This window comes from Candidatus Bealeia paramacronuclearis (genome assembly GCF_035607555.1).
In the GTDB taxonomy this organism is placed as follows: domain Bacteria; phylum Pseudomonadota; class Alphaproteobacteria; order UBA9655; family UBA9655; genus Bealeia; species Bealeia paramacronuclearis.
On sequence record NZ_JAVHWZ010000001.1, the window covers coordinates 161,291 to 185,572 of the forward strand.

Annotated in this window: 16 protein-coding genes and 3 pseudogenes; 14 read left to right on the top strand and 5 right to left on the bottom strand. The window is 45.2% G+C overall.

What is annotated here, in order from left to right:
* Position 1 precedes the first annotated feature (1 nt).
* The 9 genes and pseudogenes from sucC (at position 2) to Bealeia2_RS00915 (ending at position 9,149) form a co-directional block, all read left to right on the top strand.
* Positions 2 to 1,171: an ADP-forming succinate--CoA ligase subunit beta gene (sucC, locus tag Bealeia2_RS00875; protein ID WP_331255287.1), complete on the top strand. Its 1,170-nt coding sequence runs from the start codon at positions 2 to 4 to the stop codon at positions 1,169 to 1,171.
* The gene (gene sucD / locus Bealeia2_RS00880; RefSeq protein ID WP_331255288.1) at positions 1,171 to 2,076 is read left to right on the top strand and encodes a succinate--CoA ligase subunit alpha; all 906 of its coding nucleotides are present in this window, start codon (positions 1,171 to 1,173) and stop codon (positions 2,074 to 2,076) included. The genes sucC and sucD overlap by 1 nt, the downstream gene beginning before the upstream one ends.
* 10 nt (positions 2,077 to 2,086) lie before the next feature.
* Complete coding sequence (locus Bealeia2_RS00885) at positions 2,087 to 4,954, top strand: 2-oxoglutarate dehydrogenase E1 component (protein WP_331255289.1); 2,868 nt, start codon at positions 2,087 to 2,089, stop codon at positions 4,952 to 4,954.
* 12 nt (positions 4,955 to 4,966) lie between these two features.
* Positions 4,967 to 6,181: a 2-oxoglutarate dehydrogenase complex dihydrolipoyllysine-residue succinyltransferase gene (gene odhB / locus Bealeia2_RS00890; RefSeq protein WP_331255290.1), complete on the top strand. Its 1,215-nt coding sequence runs from the start codon at positions 4,967 to 4,969 to the stop codon at positions 6,179 to 6,181.
* Positions 6,182 to 6,186: 5 nt separating this feature from the next.
* The gene (gene lpdA / locus Bealeia2_RS00895) at positions 6,187 to 7,596 is read left to right on the top strand and encodes a dihydrolipoyl dehydrogenase (RefSeq protein WP_331255291.1); all 1,410 of its coding nucleotides are present in this window, start codon (positions 6,187 to 6,189) and stop codon (positions 7,594 to 7,596) included.
* A 118-nt stretch (positions 7,597 to 7,714) separates the two neighbouring features.
* Entirely contained in the window at positions 7,715 to 8,050 is a 336-nt protein-coding gene (locus Bealeia2_RS00900) for a hypothetical protein (RefSeq protein ID WP_331255292.1), read from the top strand.
* Positions 8,051 to 8,071: 21 nt separating this feature from the next.
* Positions 8,072 to 8,293: pseudogene (locus Bealeia2_RS00905) on the top strand (helix-turn-helix domain-containing protein); the annotation flags it as partial.
* Positions 8,286 to 8,561: pseudogene (locus Bealeia2_RS00910) on the top strand (integrase core domain-containing protein); the annotation flags it as partial. The pseudogenes Bealeia2_RS00905 and Bealeia2_RS00910, both read left to right, overlap by 8 nt.
* A gap of 111 nt (positions 8,562 to 8,672) precedes the next feature.
* Positions 8,673 to 9,149, top strand: coding sequence for a hypothetical protein (locus tag Bealeia2_RS00915; RefSeq protein ID WP_331255294.1), 477 nt, complete (start codon positions 8,673 to 8,675; stop codon positions 9,147 to 9,149).
* Positions 9,150 to 9,167: 18 nt separating this feature from the next.
* Here Bealeia2_RS00915 and Bealeia2_RS00920 read toward each other — a convergent pair whose 3' ends face one another.
* On the bottom strand, positions 9,168 to 10,256 hold the full coding sequence (locus Bealeia2_RS00920; RefSeq protein ID WP_331255295.1) for a substrate-binding periplasmic protein: 1,089 nt from the start codon (positions 10,254 to 10,256) through the stop codon (positions 9,168 to 9,170).
* Between the two features lie 78 nt (positions 10,257 to 10,334).
* Entirely contained in the window at positions 10,335 to 11,408 is a 1,074-nt protein-coding gene (locus Bealeia2_RS00925) for a Glu/Leu/Phe/Val family dehydrogenase (RefSeq protein WP_331255296.1), read from the bottom strand.
* 154 nt (positions 11,409 to 11,562) lie between these two features.
* On the opposite strand from Bealeia2_RS00925, the gene Bealeia2_RS00930 reads away from it, so the two are divergent.
* From Bealeia2_RS00930 to Bealeia2_RS00945, 4 genes are all read left to right on the top strand, one after another.
* The gene (locus tag Bealeia2_RS00930) at positions 11,563 to 12,540 is read left to right on the top strand and encodes a nucleoside hydrolase (protein WP_331255297.1); all 978 of its coding nucleotides are present in this window, start codon (positions 11,563 to 11,565) and stop codon (positions 12,538 to 12,540) included.
* A gap of 11 nt (positions 12,541 to 12,551) precedes the next feature.
* Positions 12,552 to 13,550 (top strand): nucleoside hydrolase, encoded by a 999-nt coding sequence (locus Bealeia2_RS00935; protein ID WP_331255298.1) that lies wholly within the window; start codon positions 12,552 to 12,554, stop codon positions 13,548 to 13,550.
* Positions 13,551 to 13,649: 99 nt separating this feature from the next.
* Positions 13,650 to 14,126 carry a transcription elongation factor GreA gene (gene greA / locus Bealeia2_RS00940; protein WP_331255299.1) on the top strand — a complete coding sequence of 159 codons (477 nt, stop codon included), beginning with the start codon at positions 13,650 to 13,652 and terminating at the stop codon, positions 14,124 to 14,126.
* Entirely contained in the window at positions 14,113 to 15,315 is a 1,203-nt protein-coding gene (locus Bealeia2_RS00945; RefSeq protein WP_331255300.1) for an MFS transporter, read from the top strand. Before greA ends, Bealeia2_RS00945 begins: the two co-directional genes overlap by 14 nt.
* On the opposite strand, the gene Bealeia2_RS00950 is transcribed toward Bealeia2_RS00945, so the two are convergent.
* The 3 genes and pseudogenes from Bealeia2_RS00950 to Bealeia2_RS00960 all read right to left on the bottom strand — a co-directional run bounded on the left by Bealeia2_RS00950 (position 15,307) and on the right by Bealeia2_RS00960 (position 15,916).
* Positions 15,307 to 15,465 carry a hypothetical protein gene (locus Bealeia2_RS00950; RefSeq protein WP_331255301.1) on the bottom strand — a complete coding sequence of 53 codons (159 nt, stop codon included), beginning with the start codon at positions 15,463 to 15,465 and terminating at the stop codon, positions 15,307 to 15,309. The two genes, Bealeia2_RS00945 and Bealeia2_RS00950, sit on opposite strands and share 9 nt — an antisense overlap.
* 9 nt (positions 15,466 to 15,474) lie before the next feature.
* Positions 15,475 to 15,760: pseudogene (locus tag Bealeia2_RS00955) on the bottom strand (transposase); the annotation flags it as partial.
* A gap of 21 nt (positions 15,761 to 15,781) precedes the next feature.
* Positions 15,782 to 15,916, bottom strand: coding sequence for a hypothetical protein (locus tag Bealeia2_RS00960; protein ID WP_331255302.1), 135 nt, complete (start codon positions 15,914 to 15,916; stop codon positions 15,782 to 15,784).
* A 408-nt stretch (positions 15,917 to 16,324) separates the two neighbouring features.
* Between Bealeia2_RS00960 and Bealeia2_RS00965 the strand changes: the two genes are divergently transcribed.
* Complete coding sequence (locus tag Bealeia2_RS00965) at positions 16,325 to 24,238, top strand: calcium-binding protein (protein ID WP_331255303.1); 7,914 nt, start codon at positions 16,325 to 16,327, stop codon at positions 24,236 to 24,238.
* The last annotated feature ends 44 nt before the right edge of the window (positions 24,239 to 24,282 follow it).

Genomic DNA, 24,282 nt, shown 5'->3' on the forward strand with positions numbered 1-24,282 from the left:
GATGAATATACATGAATATCAAGCCAAAGCCTTAATCTCAAAATTTGGGGCCCGCATACCCAAAGGTGAGATTGCATTTACGCCTCAAGAAGCCAAAGAAGTAGCTGAAACATTGGCTGGTGATGTATGGGTGGTGAAAGCCCAAATTCATGCCGGTGGTCGCGGCAAGGCAGGCGGTGTGAAAGTTGTTCGCAGTGCTCAGGATGTTTATGATACGGCAAGCGAACTTTTGGGGAAAGTTTTGGTCACCCATCAAACAGGACCTCAAGGCAAAGAAGTGAACCGCATTTATGTGGAACAAGGCTGCGCCATTGCCAAAGAATATTATCTGAGCTTTCTCGTGGACCGTGGTGTATCCCGCGTGACCGTTTTGGCCTCCACCGAAGGTGGGATGGACATTGAAGAGGTTGCCGAAAAATCACCTGAGAAAATTGTGAAATTCTCTATCGATCCTTTAATAGGATTTATGCCATTTCATGGGCGAAAACTTGCTTATGCTTTGGGATTCACAGGCGCTCAAGTCAATGACGTTGTAAAATTTTCAACGGCGATTTATCAAGCCTTCGTTCAGCTGGACGCAAGTATGCTTGAGATCAACCCCATGGTCACGACAACCGAAGGGGACGTGATGGCTCTCGATGCCAAGATGTCATTTGATGACAATGCCCTCTTCCGCCATTCCCTTTTGAAAGATCTTCGTGATGAAACGGAAGAAGATCCCATGGAACTCAAAGCCGGTCAACATGAGCTCAGCTATGTGAAGCTCGATGGAAACATTGGCTGCATGGTTAATGGCGCAGGTCTTGCGATGTCCACAATGGATATTATTAAACTCTCCGGAGGAGAGCCCGCAAACTTCTTGGATGTGGGCGGAGGCGCTACGCGTGAACGTGTTACGGAAGCCTTCAAAATCATTCTCTCAGATCCCAATGTGCAAGGCATTTTGGTGAATATCTTCGGCGGAATTATGCGCTGTGATATTATCGCAGAAGGTATTGTTCATGCGGCACGGGATGTGAATATTAACGTGCCTTTGGTCGTTCGACTTGAGGGTACTAATGTTCAATTGGGAAAAAAGATCCTCGCTGAATCAGGGCTTCCGATTATTTCCATTGATGGCTTTTCAGAAGCTGCACAACGTATTGTCCAAGAAGTGAAGGAGGCCGCATAATGTCAGTTCTGGTTGATAAAAACACAAAGGTCATTTGCCAAGGCTTTACAGGTGCTCAAGGCACATTTCACTCAGAGCAAGCTATTGCTTATGGAACCAAAATGGTGGGCGGTGTGACCCCAGGTAAAGGGGGCACCAAGCATTTAAACCTTCCAGTCTTTAATACCGTTCAAGATGCTGTGAAAGCTACAGGTGCCAATGCATCCGTAATTTACGTACCTCCACCTTTTGCCGCGGATGCCATTTTGGAAGCCATTGATGCAGAAATCCCCTTGGTTGTTTGCATCACGGAAGGCATTCCTGTTTTGGATATGGTCCGCGTTAAGCGCGCTCTTGAAGATTCTAAAACGCGCCTCATTGGTCCAAATTGCCCAGGGATCATCACACCCGGTGAATGCAAAATTGGTATTATGCCAGGATATATTCACCAGCCCGGATCCATTGGTATTATCTCACGTTCTGGTACATTGACGTATGAAGCGGTTGCACAAACAACAGCTGTTGGTCTTGGCCAATCCACATGCATTGGTATTGGTGGAGATCCTGTCAAAGGCACCAATTTCGTTGAATGTTTGGAGATGTTCTTGAAGGATCCCAAAACCGAGGCCATTGTGATGATCGGCGAAATCGGCGGAAGCGATGAAGAATCCGCTGCTCACTATTTGAAAGACATGAAAATGCCTAAACCCGTGGTGTCCTTTATCGCAGGACGCACGGCCCCCCCTGGTCGACGTATGGGTCATGCGGGCGCTGTGATTTCAGGATCTCAAGGCGGTGCGGACTCGAAAATTAAAACATTGCGTGATGCTGGCGTTGTTGTGGCCGAATCTCCAGCTATGATTGGTGAAACGCTTTACTCTTTGATTCGAGAGGGCGTACCGCAAAAGAAAACGATTAACCTGTAGGATGAATTTCATGGAACAATCGCATCCGCAACCGATAGATGCTTCGACTTTTTTGGTTGGTGATAACGCCATTTATGTGGCGCAACTTTATGCCAAATATCTTGAAGAGCCCACATCCGTATCTTTGGAGTGGCGTCATTATTTCTCAAGTTTAGGGGATGAAGCGACATCCATTCTTGCGGATGCGTGGGGACCATCCTGGGCCAAGCGTACGATTATAAAAACGCCTCAATCTGAGACAAAATCTCAAGCTTTAAATGGGGGTGATTCCCGCCAAGCTGCGGAAGATTCTATTCGAGCTTTGATGCTCATTCGTGCCTATCGGGCCTGTGGGCATATGAAGGCAGATTTGGATCCTTTAAAATTAACACCAGTCAAAAATCATCCCGAATTAGATCCGGCCTCTTACGGATTTAAACCTGAAGATTGGGATCACCCGATTTACATTCACGATGTTTTGGGAATGAACACGCCGACTTTGCGTCAAATTATTCAAAAACTGGAATCCGTTTATTGCCGCTATGTGGGCGTTGAATTTATTCATATTCAAGACCCTGAGAAAAAACAGTGGGTCCAAAGTCACATTGAAGGTGAGGGTGAAAAACCAGGATCAATCCAAGATCGCTATGCCCCAGAAACCCAAAAGACCATATTGAAAGAAGTCACCGAAGCTGAAAGTTTTGAGCAATTCTTGCATGTGAAATTTCCCGCTGCTAAACGTTTTGGTTTGGACGGTGGTGAAAGTTTGATTCCAGGTATTTTGTCGGCTTTGAAAACCTCTGCAAAATTAGGCGTCAAGGAAACAGTTCTTGGAATGGCACATCGTGGGCGTTTGAATGTTCTTGTGAATATCATGGGCAAACCTATGCGCTCCATCTTTTCCCAATTTCAAGGGGCCTCCTCCAATCCTGATGATGTTCAAGGCTCTGGAGATGTGAAATACCATTTGGGAACGTCATCAGACCGGGATTTTGACGGACACATGATGCACTTGTCTTTAACAGCCAACCCTTCCCATTTGGAGGCGGTGGATCCTGTTGTCCTTGGAAAGGTCCGCGCCAAACAAAACCAACTCAATGATCGTGATCACAAGCAAGTCATGGGGATATTATTGCATGGAGATGCGGCTTTTGCAGGGCAAGGACTTGTGGCAGAAACCCTGAGTTTATCAGAACTGCATGGATACAGAACCGGTGGAACAATCCATATTGTGGTGAATAACCAAATTGGATTTACAACCTCTCCCGTTAATGCCCGTTCGTCATCCTACTCGACGGATATTGCGATGATGATCCAAGCCCCCATTTTCCACGTGAATGGCGATCATCCTGAGGCGGTTGCTCGCGTTATGGAATTTGCAGCCCAGTATCGTCACAAGTTTGGTTCCGACGTTGTGGTGGATATGATTTGCTATCGTCGTTTTGGCCATAACGAGGCGGATGAGCCTGCGTTTACACAACCTTTGATGTACAAAGCCATATCCGAGCACTCCACAACCCGTAACATTTATGCCCAAGTCCTTGTCAAAAAAGGAAACCTAACAGATGAGGATGTGATTAAAATTAAGGCCGGAGTTGATCAACATTTGGCAGACGAATTTGAAGCTGCAACGCATTACAAACCCACAAAAGCCGATTGGCTTGAGGGGCGTTGGAAGGGTTTTAGTTCAACGGCTGATCACGACATGGTGGTGGACACGGGGCTTTCTAAAGACATGCTTTTGAACATTGGAAAAGCGTTGACCACGGTTCCCCAAAATTTCAACCTCAATCCCAAATTAAAGCGATTTTTATCTCAGCGTAGGGACGCAATTGAGAGGGGAAAAAACATTGATTGGTCCGCAGGGGAAGCGCTGGCGTTTGCAGGACTTCTTTTAGAAGGTAATCGCGTTCGTTTGAGTGGTCAAGATGTGGGACGCGGGACATTTACACAACGTCATGCGATTTTGCGGGATCAAGTGACGGAAGAAAAATATCTTCCCCTCAATCATATCTCAGAATCCCAATCTCATTTTGAAGTTATCGATAGCCCCCTTTCTGAAGCGGCAGTCTTGGGGTTTGAGCTGGGATATACTTTGGCCGAACCCCATGCCCTGGTCATGTGGGAAGCGCAATTTGGGGATTTTGCCAATGGTGCTCAAGTCATTGTTGATCAATTTATTTCCTCAGGGGAAAGTAAATGGTTGCGTATGTCAGGTCTTGTGATGCTATTACCTCATGGTTATGAGGGGCAAGGTCCTGAGCACTCCTCAGCCCGCCTTGAGCGCTATCTCCAACTTTGCGCGGAAGACAATATGCAGGTTGCCAATTGCACAACACCTGCCAATTATTTTCATATTTTGCGTCGGCAAATGCACAGGCCTTTCCGTAAGCCTCTCATTATGATGACGCCTAAATCTTTGCTTCGTCATAAAGATGCGGTTTCTACATTGAAGGATTTCGAATTAGGATCCCATTTCTTGGCTGTCATTCCCGAAACTGGAAAAATTGCCGCTAATAATAAAATTAACCGCGTTGTGATTTGTTCGGGCAAAGTCTACTATGATTTACTCGCCCGCAGGGAAGAATCCAATACCCAAGATGTGGCCATTCTTCGTCTTGAGCAATTCTATCCCTTCCCTGGAAAATTGTTAGAAGCGGAGCTCAAAAAGTACCCCAACGCTGAAGTCATCTGGTGCCAGGAAGAACCAGAAAATATGGGGGCCTGGACATTTTTGGATAGAAGACTTGAGTCTGTCTTAATGAAGACAAAAAACAAAAATACGCGCCCTCTTTATGCAGGCCGAAAAGAAGCGGCTTCCACGGCCACAGGTCTTTTAAGTCGTCATAAAACAGAACAAGATCATGTCGTTAACACCGCCCTTGGGCTCACAAAATAAGTAGAGGATATTATGAGTGCACAAACCTCAAAAGCTATACAAAAAGACATCGTCGTTCCTCCTATGGGGGAATCCGTCACAGAAGCAACTATCGCCCGTTGGATGAAAAAGACAGGGGAGGCGGTTACGATGGACGAACCTTTGGTTGAGCTTGAAACTGATAAAGTCACTCTTGAGGTAGGAGCGCCAGTCTCTGGTGTGTTGGGGGTAACTCATTTTAACGAAGGTGATAACGTCACCGTCGGTGCGATTTTAGGATATGTTTTGGAAGGGGCAACTACAACCGCAACTACGGCGGCATCCGCCCCGGTTTCAATGCCGCAACCCACCTCTCAACCGGCTGCTGTGGCTCCTCAAGTTCTCTCCCCTGCCGTGAATCGTTTAGTGACCGAACACAATCTCAACCCACAATCGGTTTCCGGCACAGGGAAAGACGGACGCATCACCAAAGGCGATGTTTTGACATTGGTTAATACACCCGCTCTTCAAAAAGCAGCCCCTGTTGTGGGACCTGCCCGTGAAGCGGGCCTTCGGGAAGAGCGCGTGAAGATGACGCGTTTGCGTCAACGCATTGCCGAACGACTTAAGGAAGCACAAAACACAGCTGCAATTCTGACCACTTTTAACGAAGTGGACATGACGAATATTATGCAACTTAGAAATTCGCTTAAAGATAATTTTGAGAAAAAGCATGGCGTGAAATTAGGTTTCATGTCCTTCTTCGTCAAAGCCGTTCTTGTGGGGCTTAAAGAAATTCCTGCGGTTAATGCGGAAATCAGTGGCGATTCCGTGATCTATAAAAACTATTATGATATTGGAGTGGCCGTTGGAACTGAACAAGGGCTAGTCGTTCCAGTTTTGCGTAATACGGATAACCTCAGTTTTGCGGAAATTGAAAAAGGCATTTCAGATTTGGGCAAAAAAGCTCGCGATGGAAAACTCACTATGGAAGACCTCCAAGGAGGCACTTTCACAATTTCCAATGGCGGAATTTACGGATCCCTCATGTCGACCCCGATTTTAAATACACCGCAGTCCGGTATTTTGGGCATGCACAAAATCCAAGAACGGCCTATCGTCGTCAATGGTCAGATTGTGGCGCGTCCCATGATGTATATTGCCCTGTCTTATGATCACCGCATTATTGACGGCAAAGAAGCCGTTACCTTTTTGGTGCGTGTTAAAGAATGCCTCGAGAATCCTGAACGCATTCTCTTGGAGGTGTAATTGAGATGGCGCAACATCAAGCGGATTTAGTTATTGTCGGCGGTGGTCCCGGCGGGTACGTCGCGGCCATCAAAGCTGCGCAATTAGGACTTCAAGTTATTTGCGTGGAAAAGCGCGAAGGCTTGGGCGGGACATGCCTTAATGTCGGTTGTATTCCCTCCAAAGCCCTTTTGGAATCTTCTCATAAATTTGAAGAAGTTCAGCATGGACTTTCTGCACACGGCATCAACGTGGGAAAAATCGAACTCGATTTGAAGGAGCTTTTGGCACGCAAAACAAAAGTTGTGGAAGACCTCGTCAAAGGTATCGATTTTTTGTTCAAGAAAAATAAAGTCACTCGCATTTTGGGTGAGGGCCGTATTGTGTCTTCTACTCAAGTCGCTGTAAAATTAAATAACGGCGGTGAGGATGTTATTGACACCAAACGTATCGTTATTGCCACCGGTTCTGAAAGCGCTGTCATGCCCGGAATTGAGATAGATGAAGAAATTATTGTCACGTCTACGGGTGCACTCTCTTTGAAGAAAGTGCCTAAGACGATGGTCGTTGTGGGCGGTGGTTACATCGGCCTTGAGATGGGTTCCGTTTGGCGCAGACTTGGATCTGAAGTTACCATTATTGAATACATGGATCGTATTGTGCCTACCATGGACCATGAAGTGGGTAACGCTTTGATGAAGACTCTTGCTAAACAAGGCCTTAAATTTAAACTCTCAACAAAAGTCCTCGAGATCAAAGCCAAAAAAGATCATGCAGTCCTGAAAATTTCTCCCGCCCAAGGCGGCGCTGAGGAAGAAATTAAGACCGATGTCGTCCTTATTGCCACGGGTCGCAAACCCTATATTAAAGGGCTTGGTGTTGAAGCTTTAGGGCTTCAAATGAACGAACGGGGCACTATTGCAGTCAACGCCCATTATGAAACTTCTGTTCCTGGAATTTACGCTATTGGTGATGTTATACCTGGGCCCATGCTTGCACACAAAGCTGAAGAAGAAGGTGTGGCTGTAGCCGAACATATTGCAGGCAAAGTTGGACACGTAAATTATGGCGTAATTCCTGCTGTGATTTTCACGTCCCCCGAAGTGGCCACTGTTGGCGCTACAGAAGAAGAACTCAAAGCCCAAGGTATTGCTTATCGTGTGGGTAAGTTCCCCTTCGTGGCCAATAGTCGCGCCAAAGCCATTGGGGAAACGGAAGGCTTTGTCAAAATTTTGGCGGATCAAAACTTCGACCGCATTTTGGGATGCCATATCATTGGTCCCGATGCAGGCACTATGATTGCCGAAATTGCGGTTGCTATGGAATTTGGAGGCTCAGCCGAAGATGTGGCGCGCACCTGCCATGCCCACCCCACTTTGAGTGAAGCCGTCAAAGAAGCGGCCCTTGCCGTTGAGATCGGCGCGATTCATATGTGAGTTGTTATACTCTGTGTGCTCCATGAACTCCCACAATAGCAGAGAATAACAACGCGGTCCGGGAAATAATTTAGATTTAATGAAATTGGTATAACCAGTATAATAAGTGACGTAAAAAATGTTGAAATTTTTAAATATTGAATTTAAAATTTTTTATTCCTTATTCTCTCGTGCTTTGAAAATAAACATTCAAGTGAGTATTTTAACTTTTTTATTGGTTTTTACATATGCTATTTTTGTTAATAATAATTTTTCATTTAACTTTGCAAATGATTTTGAAATAAGTGAGGTGCTTTACACATCTAATAGTTTTGAAATCATTCAATTTATTGCCGCTTGGTCTGATAAGGTAAATGGTTTTTATTTTTTTATCTTTTTTATATTTATACCTCTCGCCAATGAAGAAACCTTATTAATCAGAGGAATGAACGAAACAATCGTTGTAATTCAATAAAATTTTATGTATAAATGGGGCATGAGAATTGAACTGGCGCATAAAGAAAAACAAGATCTAGAATTTCAGCACAGTAAAGAAAGAGATCGTCGCGTGGCTGATCGCATCAAAGCCGTTTTGTTAAATGCGGAAGGTTGGACTCAAAAGCAAATCGCTCAAGCTTTGCGGATTCGCTATGAAACTGTTCAAGATCATCTTAACGATTACAAGAATAGCAGGAAACTGAAACCTGAAAATGGCGGAATTTGAGGAAGCCTGTGCAGAACTTGGAATTCCGCTGATTGTTCTGCCCCCCCAAAAGCCCACTTACAACGGCGGCGTTGAGCGGGGAAATCGAATATTCCGGGAGGAATTTTACAACCAAAACAACCTCCTGGCTGATTCCATAGCTTCTATGCGCTTTGAGCTCTCTCAAGCTGTCTCAAAGTATAATTCTTATCGGCCTCATCGCGCCGCGAAAGGCCTCACTCCTTTGCACTATATTCACTCTCATATTCTCGAGGCCTCTTGAGTCTCATTCTATATGAACCCGCACAATTTCGTAAGACAGATTGACCTTAAAAGAAAGAGTGTCTAGAATTTTTGAGGTCAATCTAAGAAAATAAAACTGAATTGAGCGCGCATGAGAAAATTATGTTTTGCCACGGCGTTGTATTTGGCCACAGTCTCTATTTCCACCACCATAGAGGCAAAAAAGCCCTATGACCAGATGGATCCAGAAAAACGAAATGCTGAAATTCAACGAAAAACGAGATTTTTTAATGAGCTCATTGAAGGTATAAGACCTCTGCCCTGTCTTTACAGGGGCAAAAAGCCGGATGATTTACTGTTTTACCTTAAGGATTTTAAAGAGTATTTGGAAGAACGTTTGCTCGCGCAGGGTTTTAAAGCTGAAAAGTCAAGGCGAGTGGTCTCCACTAAAAGGCCTATTGATTATTGGTTTTATGTTTTAGCAGCAATTAAAGTTGTTGAAGTTACAAATCCAACACACCCAACTTTGGCATTTCACAACCTTGAACAGTTTGTAACATTAAAAGGACGGAAGGCTTTTTACCGCAAACTCAACAAGGATAAAACACGACCCCTCTCAAAATATTAGCTCCACCTCTTGCCACGCTTAAAGGCAGCCTGTCACACTTTTGGAAAGATAATTTTTACAAATTCCTTGAGATGACCCATCGATATGAAATTGAACAAGTGCTTCATTAACTTGTTTTTTAAGGGACCCTTCTTTAGGAAAAGCAAAAGAATAAAGAAGGTACTGAATTGTCACAGGCGCCAAAAAAAGCTCCTGATTTCCAGACTCGCGCAAATAATAATCTGCATGAGAGCTTGTGACAATCAACGCGTCTGCACGATTATTTTCAAGTTCTAAAATAGCATCTTCGAAAGTGTCCATTTTTCGAGGCGACAACCCTGCACTCTGTGCAATAATCGTAGAAAGCCTGTTTTTTGCAGCCACCAAACGAATTTTCTCAAGGTCTGAGATCTTTAAATATCTGGCTTGATAGTTTTGTAAATTCGATGTCATAAAAGAAATGAAACTTGAGCTGACCAAAAGCATGGAAATATAGCTTCCAAGAATCCAACCTATTAGAGATACTTTCCCCCACTTTGTCTCAGGAACTCCACCATGACCTCTCGATAAATGTAACCATATTGTATAATGAATGCCTTTTAAAAAAGTCGTTGGCAATTGTGTGGGAGGAGCATCATGAATGCGTTCACGCTCAAATTTCCACCAGATCATGACATAAAGCACAAAGAGAAAACTTAAAATCAAAACCCAAAACCCAACGCTTGCGGCAAGCATTTTGAGAGTAATAAAAATAAAATGGGAGAGCGATTTATTTTCAAGTGCACCAATTGTATCCACAAAATAAGCACGTGAATAACTGACCCCCTCCAGGGATTTTGCTTTTTTGTATTGATGAATCGTAGGTGTGACACTGCCTAAAAGAACATCGTATTGCTTTTCAATCAAAGCATCAAGCGCCACCATGGGGTCTTTAGTCGGGATGGGATAGTACGTGTATTGGATTCCCAAAGAAGCCGCAACCATCTCCCATAAATCGATGGAAATACCTGAATACTTTCCATCTTGAATCACGACAAAGGGAGGATCATCAAAAACGGCAACTTTGTAATTTTGTTTTACAGTTTCCGTTGGAGATGAAACCTCTTTTTTATCCTCAGCAAAACTCATGACTGGGTAAAAAAACAAACAGAAGAGGATGCACAATCTATAAAACATATCGATTTTCCTCCTGGTGAGTTTTAAAAATTAGCTGGCTTTTTTTGAGGATACCTCAGATTTGACTCTTTTAAAACGTTCTTCCGCCAATAGATCCGCAGCATCACTTGTGGAAATTCCACGCTCTTCAGCTTTGCGGAAAATAACGAGCAAGGTATCGTGAATTTCTTCGACATGACGTCTGACGACGTCCGGATCAAAATTGGGTCCCTCATAAGAAACGCTGATAAGTCCTCCTGCGTTCACCACGTAATCGGGGGCATAGAGAATACCTTTTTCTGTGATAATCTCCCCATGTTCCGCTCTGGCCAACTGATTGTTGGCAGCCCCTGCAATAATTGGAAATTTAAAGAGGGGAATGGTTTCATCATTAATGACAGCCCCCAAAGCACAGGGTGAGAAAACATCTGCTTGAATCCCATAAATTTCGTGAGGGGCCACTGTTTTAGCTTTAAATTTTTCAGCGCAAATTTTAAGAGATTCGGCATCAATATCTGTGATGATGAGGTTAGCACCAGCTTCTTTCAAAAGCGCACAAAGATGCTGCCCCACGTGACCCAAACCTTGGACAGCAACGGTCACTCCCTCAAGAGAACTTTGCTCCAACTTATAGGCAACCGCGGCCTTAATACTTTGAAAAACACCAAGAGCCGTTAAAGGGGAGGGATCTCCGCTTCCACCTTGAATGGAGAGATCAAGGCCTACTACATGAGATGTTGTGTCATGGATATAAGACATATCTTGAACGGAAGTCCCCACGTCTTCAGCCGTGATATAATCTCCACCGAGTCTCTCGACAAAACGTCCAAAAGCCCGGAAAAGTTCCGGAGATTTATCTCTTTTAGAATTTCCAATAATAACTGCTTTCCCTCCCCCTAATTTGAGATTGGCAATGGCAGCTTTATACGTCATGCCTCGTGAAAGGCGCAGTGCATCTGTAACTGCTTCTTGCTCATCCACATAATTCCACATCCGGCACCCCCCCAGAGCAGGGCCTCGATTTGTGTTGTGAATAGCAATAATCGCTTTCAGACCAGTCTCCTCATCGTTACAAAAAACGACATTCTCATGGTTATCAAAATCACGGGCATAAAAGACAGTCATGTAGTAAATCTCCCAAAAATCTGTAGTGAAGCCAAAATTATTTTTTATGTGGGCCATTTGAACATAGAGCCTGCACAAAATGCAATCATGTCTTGCAGTTTTTTTTTCGATAGGTTAGGGAATGTCCTAGAGTCTTATGCAAATAAAGTGAGATATGGCTGACAATTTAAACCCACGTTCTTTGATTATTGACTGTGATCCAGGCGTTGATGATTTCGTTGCGCTCATGATGGCCTTTGCAAGACCCGAGCAATTGAATGTTTTGGGAGTCACAACCGTTGCTGGAAATGTCGCCCCCGAATTTACACAAACCAATGCACGGCGGGCTTGTGAAATTGCAGGTCGAATGGATGTTCCTGTTTTTGCCGGATGTCCCCGCCCCATGCTCAAAAAATTGAAAACTGAAGAGGTCGTTCATGGCATCTGCGGTTTGGGAGGTGCAGATTTGCCCTCACCCACAATGCCACTTCAAAAAACACATGCTGTTGATTTTATAATCGATACGCTCATGTCCACCAAAGCGCCCATTACAATGGCAACCACGGGTCCCATGACAAATTTGGCCACAGCCATTGTGAAAGAACCCCGCATTCTTCACAATATTGATGAGATCGTGAGCATGGGCGGCGCCATGACATTGGGGAATATCACGCCTGCTGCTGAATATAACTTTTTCTGCGATCCCCACGCCGCTCGTATTGTTTTTAGCTCGGGCAAAAAAATTAAATTAATGTCTCTTGATTTAACCCACAATGTAGTCACAAGTCGCGATTGGCTTGAATGCATTCATGACCTTGGCAATCCCGTGAGTCGCGCCGTTTATCAAATGCTCTCATTTTTCCATGTCTATGACACCGAACATTTTGGCACAAGCGGGGGCGTCCTTCATGATCCTTGCGTCATTGGATATTTACTCGCACCCAAACTTTTCCAAGGCAAAGATGTTCATGTCGAAATTGATACGACGGATGGCATCACAGGCGGTCGATCCATCATTGATTTTTGGGACAGACGGGGCCTTGAAATCAATGCCCATGTTTTCGACAAAGTCGATGTTCATGGATTTTTTACGCTTTTGACAACTTTGATTGAAAGTTATGGGAAGACTAAAAAATTACAACAGGCTTCATAAGGGAAAATAAAATGACACAAAAAATTATTATTGATTGTGATCCTGGCGTTGACGATGCGGTCGCCATTTTGATGGCATTAACTTCTCCCGAAGTTGAAGTTTTAGGCGTCACGACCAATGTTGGAAATGTGTCTTTGTATAAAACCCAACTCAATGCCCGCAGAGTTTGTGAAGTTGCGGGAAGATTAGACATGAAAGTTTTTGCAGGATGCCCGCGCAGCCTTTTCAATCGATTTGCCCCTGAAAGCGTTGAAGACACAGCATATACGGCCGCAGATATTCATGGCGAGTCAGGCCTTGGTGGATCTAAACTTCCCGCCCCTACTATGCCTTTGCAAGATGAACATGCCGTGAATTTTATTATTCGCACCCTTGAAAATTCAACGGGCGATATCATTATGGTCTGCACGGGGGCCCTTACGAATATGGCCACCGCTTTGATTATGTCGCCACAAATTGCCGCTAAAATTCAGAAAATTGTTTTAATGGGGGGCGCAATTGGGCTTGGAAATATTACGCCCGCGGCCGAATATAATTTTTATTGCGATCCTGAGGCAGCCCACGTCGTCTTTACCTCCAAAATTCCCATCGTCATGTTTGGATTGGATGTGACCCGCCAAACCGAATTTGATAAAAAGTGGGTAGATGAAATTGAAGCTTTAAATTCGCCTGTGGCGCAAGCTTTGGTGGACATTCTCTCTGATGCTTTCAAACCCGGCGCCTATGCTGAACCTGGCACGAAGGGGACTGGAAAGGTTCTTCATGATGTGAATTGTATTGCGTATTTGATTAACCCTTCCCTTTACGAAGGGCGTAATGTTTATGTTGAAATCGACACCTCAGATACGATCAACTCTGGACGCTCGACTGTCGATTGGTGGAATAAAATTGGAAAAGAGCCAAATGCTCTTGTCATGAACAAAGTCAAACATGAGGCCTTCTTCGCGCTTTTAACAGAACGCATTTCTCGATACCCGAAGTTTCAAAAATCTGCCAACGGAACGCTTTAGTCTCTCAAAAACTAAGTCTTGCATCTCAAATTTCCTATGTTAGAGTTCTTTTCAGAAACGAACTCTAACTTGATTTGATTGATAAGGAATACGTGTTTTATGGAAAAGGCCCCAATGACCGCAAACGGCCTACAGCGTTTGCAGGATGAGCTTCATTATTTAAAATCTGTTGAGCGCCACGCCGTGATTAAAGCCATTGCGGATGCCCGCGAGCATGGGGATCTTTCAGAAAATGCGGAATATCACGCGGCAAAAGACAAACAAGGTTTTATTGAAGGGCGCATCCAAGTTCTTGAGGATAAAATTTCTCGGGCACAAGTCATTGATGTGGCCAGTCTCAGTGGTCAGGATGTGAAATTTGGCGCAACAGTCAAAATGGTGGATGACGAAACAGGAGAAGAAATCACTTATCAAATCGTGGGGGTTGATGAAGCCGACCTTAAATTGGGACTAATTTCTAACACCTCTCCTTTGGCACGCGCAATTATTGGAAAATCTGTAGGCGATACGTGCGAGGTCTCAACGCCAGGTCGAGGAATGCGCTCTTATGAAATCCTTGAGGTTGTTTACAAGTAGATTTTCAAAGGTTTCAATTTTAGCCACCATCATTTTGATGGATCTTTTGGCCGGGACAGAATTTGATCTTTTTGTCCCCAGTTTTCCTGAACTACAAAGTCATTTTAATCTCTCTCCATTTTGGGTTGAAGCCTTACTCTCCATTAACTTTGCAGGCTATTGCCTAAGCCTCTTTATTGTGGGAGGGCTTGCTGATCGCTATGGCAGAAAACCCATCATCTTACTGGGTCTTTTGATTTTTATTATTGGAAGTCTCCTATGTTTAGGGACGGGATGCTATCCATTACTTCTTGGTGGAAGATTTCTTCAAGGCATAGGCATTGCTGCACCTGCAATCCTCAGCTTTTTAATTATTGCGGATAGTTATCCCCTCAAACAACAACAAGTCTTAATGGCGATCTTAAATGGCGTCATGAACGCCTCTGTGGGGGCAGCACCTGTGCTGGGGAGCTATATCACTCTCTATTTTCATTGGGAGGGAAATTTTACTGCGCTTCTTATTTTAGGGCTGTTGGTGTTCGTAATGACTGTGTGTTTTATCCCTCATCATAAACAATCTGAAAATAAAGCCCCCCTCTCCCTTCAAGGATATATACCGATATTCCAATCAAAACCCCTCATGCTTTTGATCGTGAATTTTGTCTTTTTATTTGTGCCCTATTGGATTTTTGTGGGGATGTCACCCCTCCTTTATATGGAAGATTTGGGAGTCAGCCTTTCCCACTTTGGTTATTATCAAGGGGGATTGGCCTTGGTTTTTGGGCTCGGAAGCTTTCTTTTGGGTTTCATTATATCACGCTACGATCAGAAGAAAATGCTCACCCTTTCCAACCAAATCTCTATCATCGCTTTCATTTGTGTGGCTTGGGTCGCTTTTCTGGAGACCCCAGGTCCACTTCTGATTACACTTGCTTTTGTCCCCTTTATTATCGGCCAGATTATCCCCAGTAATTTACTCTACCCCTTATGTCTTAATATGAAGCCACAATTCAAGGGACGAATAACCGCTGCCATTCAAGGGGGGCGCCTTATTTTTGCATCACTCAGTCTTCAGATTGCGGGCTATTTTTATCAAGGGTCCTTTGAAAATATCGGAATCATTATCGCAGGCTTTATTTTTCTGAGCATCGTGACTCTCTTTTTAATCATCAAAAAGGTGTACGGGTTCATATATACTCCTTTAACTTGAAGATGCCTTATTAAGGATCTGAAAGTTATCATTAATGAGGTCAACCATAGAGCTGGCGATTTGAGGCCACGTAGCAAAGAATGCGTCAATGGCATCCCTAAATTCAGCAGCACTTTGAAAGACACGATTGTTGCGTACGTACTCGTTCATCACTTTCCATAATCGCTCAATTGGATTCAAGTTTGGACTGTATGGCGGCAAATAATGAAGAACGATCCCATATTTTTCAGCGGCGCTTTGTGTCTTTGCTGATGTTATAAGGGCCCCTATCTAAAATCTGGTGAATTTTTGGGGCCTTGGGATATTTCTTTCGCAAGGCGGCAAAATGCTTTTCCATGGCCTTGCTATCAATGGTTTTAGGGGCTGCAATAGTCACATCCATCGTTTCCAAATTAATGGAACCCAAGAGATTAACCCGTGTACGAGAGGCAATGGTCGAGATCAACTTATCTTTCCCTTTATGAATCTACCCATGGGTTATTTTTGTTGCCATTGTGGGGTGGACGGCATCGGCAAACTCAACGGGTTCATCCTCAGGAAGATGATTGAGAAGATCTTCATAATATTGGATAAACTGAGAGTGTTCAACTAAGTGCGTCAACGATTAAACATAGACCTCAGTTGGAGCCTTCCTTCAAAATATATGTTGAACTGAGAAATCGCCAAAGCCCCATTTTGCAAAGGCGCTGTCCATTTTTCAGCAATTTTTTGAATTGCACAATAAATCAGCTTAAAAAGCGTCTTTTGTTTTGGTAAATTTGGAGTGATCCCTCGAAAATTCCTCAAGTGGCTCACTCCTCTCGAGGCCTTTAAGAAAAATTTATACCCTGTTGAACTTCATCCTTGAATGTGATCCGTCCCCCATTCACGTCAATTTCAACAAATAATATACAAAAAAATATAATATTTAAACATTAATAATTTTTTAACCGGATCTATGTAGAATAAAAAGATGAGATTAGAAAGTTAATCTATTTTTTGTTAATTTTATTTAATGTGAGGTGGTATTATGTCTAAGAAATCTGGTTCCGATAAAACGCGCTCTCATCAAACTCTTCCTTCTAATTCAACGCCAGGGGGCAAAACAAACTGTACGCCCTCGGCCACGAAACCTGCGAGTAAGCCAGCTCCGGCGTTACCTTCCAAAAATACTGCTCCTGCAGCTCTCCCATTTAAGGATGGAGATGAAAAAGTTTCTCTCACGAGTCATTGCTTGACTTTGGATAATTTAATTAAGAATTCAGAGGGCGGGAATCATAATTATGGGATCAAGTCCGTTGATTCCTGTAAAATTGTTAGCACATGTGGAAAGACGATTACCACCGATTGGAAATCTCCCAAGGTATTCGATTCAAAAAATCATGAGGCTTGCATTAAGGTCTACGTGGATAATGATCATACAAAATGCGCCACGTTGACAATTAAGAATGACGGATGCCAGACGCTTTCTGATCCTAATCATCTCTTTGACTCCATCGATAAAGGAAACGTCCAATGCATTGTTGGCTATACAGTTCAGGATGGCCAAGGGCATAAAGACTGCTCAACACAAACAATTACAATTACAGGGTCAAACCAATGTCACGTGGCTTTGTCGGATGGGAATGAGTCAAAGACACTTAATGAAGATCAAGTTTATAATATTACAACACATTCTGTGGGCTTAACCAATCTTCTTCTCAATACATCAGGAGGAAGTGGCAGTGGATATCAAGTCAAGTCCATTGATTCTGTAACTATTACCACAAGCTCAGGAGAAAAGACGGTTACAACAGATCTTACTTCCCAAAAACTTTTTTCCAACAATCCCTCTGGAATCAACATCAAAATCTATGCCGGGGGCGATACGAGCCAGTGGGCAACTCTTCACATTGATGCCAACGGCAATGAGACCTTCTCAGATCCCAATCATCTTTTCAATTACCTCAGGGGCGGAGACAAAATACAGCTCGTGGTGGGATATACTGTGAAAGATTCTCTAGGAAATACAGATATCTCAACGGATACCCTCACGATTACGGGATTAGATGATTGTCCCGCTGTTGTTGCGAATCAAAGTCAACTCTCTCAAGGAACAAATGAAGATGCCACAACGCCAGTGATGGGAAAAATCGTCTTTTCGGATCCGGATTATGGCGAGAATCCTGTGACAATTGATAGCGTCACTTTGGCAAGTTCTTCTGTTCCTTCGGGAGCCACGGCCTTGAGTGTGACTTCCGCGACGAGTTCTCAGATTGTGACGAACTACGGAACGCTCATCATGGGGAGTGACGGGAGTTATAAATTTACTGTCAACAACACAATTGCCAATCAATTGGCGCAGGGGGACAAAGTCATTCTTAAGTTTAACGTCGATCCTCATGACAAAGGCGAGGTCGTTGCTGGCTGTGATGGTGCCGGAGGTAGCTGCCCTCCTGGCGTTTTAACTATCACAATTGATGGGAAGGATGATTGTCCCGCTGTTGTTGCCACTCAAAGTCAACTCTCTCAAGGAACAAATGAAGATGCCATAACGCCAGTGACTGGAAAGATCGTCTTCTCTGACCCCGACCATGGTGAAAATCCTGTGACAATTGATGGCGTCACTTTGGTGGGAGGGAAGGTAAACAACTCCCCCATTTCCGTTTCAGATTCAGATCCGAACGGACTTGTGGTGAAGACGGCCTATGGTACATTGACCATGAAACCCGATGGGACCTATAGCTTTTTGGTGGACAATGCCGGGACAAATTTCCTGAATGACGGAGATAAGCTCGTCCTCACATTTAACGTCGACCCTCATGACAAAGGCGAGGGCGCTGCTGGTTGTGATGGTACCGGAGGTAGTTGCCCTCCTGGCGTTTTAACTATCATCATTGATGGGAAGACAGACTGTAAGATTACATTCGATTGTGGAGACGGATCTGGAAAATTGGCTCAGGGATTAGATGATGAGTCAACCAGCATGGCAACGGGAAATCTGATTGCAGATTCTCATGCCCATGATAGTGACGCAGATCCTCTTCAGGTGCAGAGCGTGACCTTGGGCACAGTTAGTAATTTCACTTCCACCTCCTTAACTACGGGCGGTGTTGAGACAATTAAGATTTTTGACATCCACTCCAATCTGGTGGGAACTTTGGCGATCACCCTTTCAGGAATAAATGCTGGACATTATGCGTGGACGAATGGACCTGCCGCTGAAGATCTTTCTGTTGGAGCTCATGTATTTGATTTTAGTTACGTCCTGGCCGATAGCGCAGGGACTAATGCGTGTACCGCAACTGGTGACTTAAAAGTCACCGTTACAGGCGATGATCAATGCCAGATCAGTTTTGGGAACTTTGAGGGGAGAGATGCGGCGCCTCTTGATTATTATAATGGTGCCATTTATGGGGCTGTGGATGATGAAGCGGGTAGCAATGTTTCTGGTAACGTGATTACAGATTCCGGCGCTAAAGACAGTGATAATAATCCTGTTCAGGTGGCCAGTGTAACCCTGGTTGCCCCGACTGCCACCAATGGTCTGACAACAGGATTTACGGCCAGTCTGGATGCAACTCAACCTGCAGGTCATCAAGTGTTGGATGTGTTCTATAATACGGTTTTGATCGGCAAGTTGGATGTGACGCTTTCTTCGGGAGATTATGTCTGGACGAACACAGCGGATGCGGAAGGGTTGCCTGAAGGTGCCAATAAACTAGGCTTTACCTTCAATCTCAATGATGGCTCTGGCTCGGACGATTGCACCGCCAGCATTCAATTAAACGTTGCAATTAATGGAGATGCACCTTGTGTGATGACGCTGAAGAGTGAGAATCTTGGCGTCTCAACGGATGATGATATCCACCAGGGGACCGATGGTGTAACAGTTATTCCCAACATCAGCGGGAACTTCATCACCGATTCAGGCGCTGTGGATAGTGATCCTACGGATCAGATTGTTGTTCAGTCTGTGGCCTTGAGTTCGACATTGCCCTCTGACTTAAGTCAGTCGTCCGCGGATTCGACCAATACCACGACAGGTGATGCGATTCACACGATTACGATCTCCGATGTCAGTGGTGTTGTGGGAACGCTTTCGGTCGATATGAAAACCGGGGATTATAATTGGGTCAATGGACCTGAGGCCGAGAAGTTGCCTGAGGGCGCCAATGCATTTGCCTTTAAGTATGTGGTGGCCGATGCCAATGCCAACGCCGACGATTGCAATCCTGTTGAAGGATCGATGAACATCACGGTGACCGGGGATGCACCTTGTGTGATTACGTTGGGCAAGCCCGGGAGTGAGGTTGATGATGAGAACGGATCAACGGCTTCTGGAAACTTCCTGACAGGTGCCAGTGACAGCGATAATGACTTTGTTGTGCTGAAGTCAGTGGACTTGAGCTCGACATTACCCTCGGGTTTGAGTCAGGAGACCTTAGATTCGACCGATAGCAAGACAGGTGATGCGATTCACACGATTACGATCTCCGATGTCAGTGGTGTTGTGGGAACGCTTTCGGTCGATATGAAAACCGGGGATTATAATTGGGTCAATGGACCTGAGGCCGAGAAGTTGCCTGAGGGCGCCAATGCATTTGCCTTTAAGTATGTGGTGGCCGATGCCAATGCCAACGCCGACGATTGCAATCCTGTTGAAGGATCGATGAACATCACGGTGACCGGGGATGCACCTTGTGTGATTACGTTGGGCAAGCCCGGGAGTGAGGTTGATGATGAGAACGGATCAACGGCTTCTGGAAACTTCCTGACAGGTGCCAGTGACAGCGATAATGACTTTGTTGTGCTGAAGTCAGTGGACTTGAGCTCGACATTACCCTCGGGTTTGAGTCAGGAGACCTTAGATTCGACCGATAGCAAGACAGGTGATGCGATTCACACGATTACGATCTCCGATGTCAGTGGTGTTGTGGGAACGCTTTCGGTCGATATGAAAACCGGGGATTATAATTGGGTCAATGGACCTGAGGCCGAGAAGTTGCCTGAGGGCGCCAATGCATTTGCCTTTAAGTATGTGGTGGCCGATGCCAATGCCAACGCCGACGATTGCAATCCTGTTGAAGGATCGATGAACATCACGGTGACCGGGGATGATCAATGCCAGATCAGTTTTGGGAACTTTGAGGGGAGAGATGCGGCGCCTCTTGATTATTATAATGGTGCCATTTATGGGGCTGTGGATGATGAAGCGGGTAGCAATGTTTCTGGTAACGTGATTACAGATTCCGGCGCTAAAGACAGCGATGGAGATGCGGTTCATGTGGCCAGTGCGTCTGCGACAAACTTGCCAACAGGATTTACGGCCAGTCTGGATGCAACTCAACCTGCAGGTCATCAAGTGTTGGATGTGTTCTATAATACGGTTTTGATCGGCAAGTTGGATGTGACGCTTTCTTCGGGAGATTATGTCTGGACGAACACAGCGGATGCGGAAGGGTTGCCTGAAGGTGCCAATAAACTAGGCTTTACCTTCAATCTCAATGATGGCTCTGGCTCGGACGATTGCACCGCCAGCATTCAATTAAACGTTGCAATTAATGGAGATGCACCTTGTGTGATGACGCTGAAGAGTGAGAATCTTGGCGTCTCAACGGATGATGATATCCACCAGGGGACCGATGGTGTAACAGTTATTCCCAACATCAGCGGGAACTTCATCACCGATTCAGGCGCTGTGGATAGTGATCCTACGGATCAGATTGTTGTTCAGTCTGTGGCCTTGAGTTCGATATTGCCCTCTGACTTAAGTCAGTCGTCCGCGGATTCGACCAATACCACGACAGGTGATGCGATTCACACGATTACGATCTTCGATGCCAGTGGTGTTGTAGGAACACTGACGGTGGATATGACTACCGGGGCTTACAACTGGGCCAATGGACCTGAGGCCGAGAAGTTGCCTGAAGGCGCCAATGAGTTTGATTTCAAATTCGTGATTGGGGATAACCAACACGACGATCCTTGCAGTGCCAACGGGACATTAAAAGTCACCGTTACAGGAGATGACCAGTGCCAGATTACCTTTGGGAACTTCCTCGAGGGTCAGATAAACAGTAACCTCAACGGCGATACTTTCACAGCGCAAGTTAATGACGACGAGCTGGGCAGTGGTGGTTCCGGCAACCTGGTGAACTTTTTTGGTGCCAGCGACAGCGATGGAGACACGATCCACGTGGGCGACATCAAGTTCAATGGGGCGACTGGATTCACCTCAAGTGTCGGTACTTCTACAAATCCGTCTGGGGATTCGATCAAGACAATTCTAGTTTACGACAGTGCGACACAAGATGCGAGCCATTTGGTGGGAACGCTGACAGTGGATTTGACAACAGGTGCTGCCAGCTGGGCCAATGGGGCTGGGGCGGAGGATCTTGCCGTCGGCGCCCATGTCTTTGGTTTTGATATTTTCTTCAACGATGGTTCTGGATCGGACGACTGTACGAAACACGGGACTTTGGATATCAAGATTACAGGAGATGAGGCTTGTGTGATGACGCTAACGGCGGATACGCTTAATGTCTCAACGGATGATGATGTAGCGACCGCGATCAATGGTCACAACATCGATGGGAATCTAATTGTCGACTCAGGCGCTGTGGATAGTGATCCTACGGATCAGATTGTTGTTCAGTCTGTGGGTTTAACCTCTGCCGTGCCATCAGGTTGGAGTGTAACACCATCCGATTCAACCGATACCACGACAGGTGATGCGATTCATACAATTACGATCTCCGATGGTAGTGGTGTTGTAGGAACACTGACGGTGGATATGAAAACCGGGGCTTACAACTGGGTCAATGGACCTGAGGCGGAGAAGTTGCCAGAGGGCGCCAATCCGTTCCACTTTGCTTTTGTGATTGCGGATAACCAACACGACGATCCTTGCAGTGCCAACGGAACATTAAAAATCACGGTCACAGGCGATGACCAGTGCCAGATTACACTGGGGAACTTCCCTCCTGCGACAGCCTCCTCTGTTTACAGTGATGGTGTGGTTTCGGATAAAGCCATCGAGGACGAGGTCACCAGTGGTGTTTCCGCCAACTTCATTGCTCAGTCCGGCGCCCAAGACAGTGATGGAGATGCTGTTCATGTGGCCAGTGTAACCCTGGTTGCCCCGACTGCCACCAATGGTCTGACAACTGGATTTACAGCAACTATGGATCCAATTCAACCTGCAGGTCATCAAGTGTTGGATGTGTTGTATAACTCGGTTTTGATCGGCAAGTTGGATGTGACGCTTTCTTCGGGAGATTATGTCTGGACGAACACAGCGGATGCGGAAGGATTGCCTGAAGGTGCCAATAAACTAGGCTTTACCTTTAATCTCAATGATGGCTCTGGCTCGGACGATTGCACCGCCTCGGGTCAATTGAACATCACAATTACGGGAGACAACGATTGCCCTGTTTTGGATCCCAACAATACAACATTAACGAACTTTGGACCCGAGCATCTTGCGGATGGGACAAACTCGGCCATTAGTAAAAATAATCTTTTCTCCAATATCACAACACCTTCTGAGCACCCCAATTTGACAATTTTGAGTGTCAATGGGATTACGGATGGAGGGCCTGGGGATACGAATTCTAGCATGGACGGCCACATCAAGTTTGATGTCTTCCTCAACGATCCACTTTCTGGACATCCAATTGATGCGGGAACGGTAGACTTTAATACAACCGTCGGGACTTACACATTTAACGTCAACTCTTCGGCCATTGCTTTCTTAAATGGTGGAGACAATCCTTCTTGGACCTTCAATTATGACGTCACGAATGGATTTATCGAAAACGGAGCACCTTGCACAGTCTTTGATACGCTGATTTTAAGTGTGAATGGTATTACAGATAACAATTCCACCTTCCCACTTTATCACTCCGCTATGAATTTCTTGCCTACAGGATTCCCACTTCAAGGCGGGTTGGCAACTGTTCACACGGTTGAGCAGGCTGGAAGTTACTTTGCAGGATACTCTCTCAACAACTATTCCACTCCCTTTGGGATGGGTGGTTTCATACATGACCATTATTTCTCAGGGGGCTATCAGACATCTGGAAATGGAACCTCTGAAAATGACATCATTTATGCCCATGATGCCACAACCGTTCATGGCAACGGAGGAAATGACTTCTTGGTAGCGTTGCCTGGCGGAACTTCTGGAGTGATCCTTTACGGAGATTCTGGAAATGACGTCTTAATTGGAGGGGCAGGGGGAGACAATCTGTACGCTGGGACGGGGGGATGTTTCCTTTCTGGAGGTGCTGGAAATGATACTCTTCATGGTGGGTCCGGAAACGATATGATGTTGGGAGGTCTAGGCAACGATGTGCTCTTCGCCGGGGCTGGTGTAGATACTCTTGATGGTGGTGCCGGTAATGACTACATCGTTGGATCTCAGAGCGCTACCGGTCATGATCTCTTTTATGGTGGCGTTGGGAATGATTTAATGGTTGGAAGTTCCTCCGGCAATGATGTGTTTGTTTGGGACGTTCGAACACCATTCTCAAGCACTCTAGGAAGTCTTCCCAGCACGACCGTTATGCCCGGGACTAGTTTTTCTGAAACCAGCGACGTTATTAATAATTTCAATGCGTCTAATGATCTTTTGAGATTTGAGGATGTATTCGATAATAGTGGCGTAAATGCCGGGGGCTCTGTTTTGGATGACTCTGTGAATTATAGCTTTGGAAGTGCTAATGGATATCAGATTGAAGAAGGGACCCTGGATACCTCTAATGGAAACTTTGCCGTTAGTTCTACAGGCGCTGATCTCAAGCTTGATTTTGGTGTTCCTGCTACTCATGGCTCGGTCATTATTCAAAACCTTGCTCACACGTTGAATTGGGATTCGACACCTTCTACTACGTTGAGTTTTGCAAACTTGGATGCTGCGCTGGTGGCTCAGGGAGGGCACCATCTTGATGTGATACTTTAAGGAAAGCTTCGGCTCGTATGAAGTTTTTAGCCCATAACCCCGGG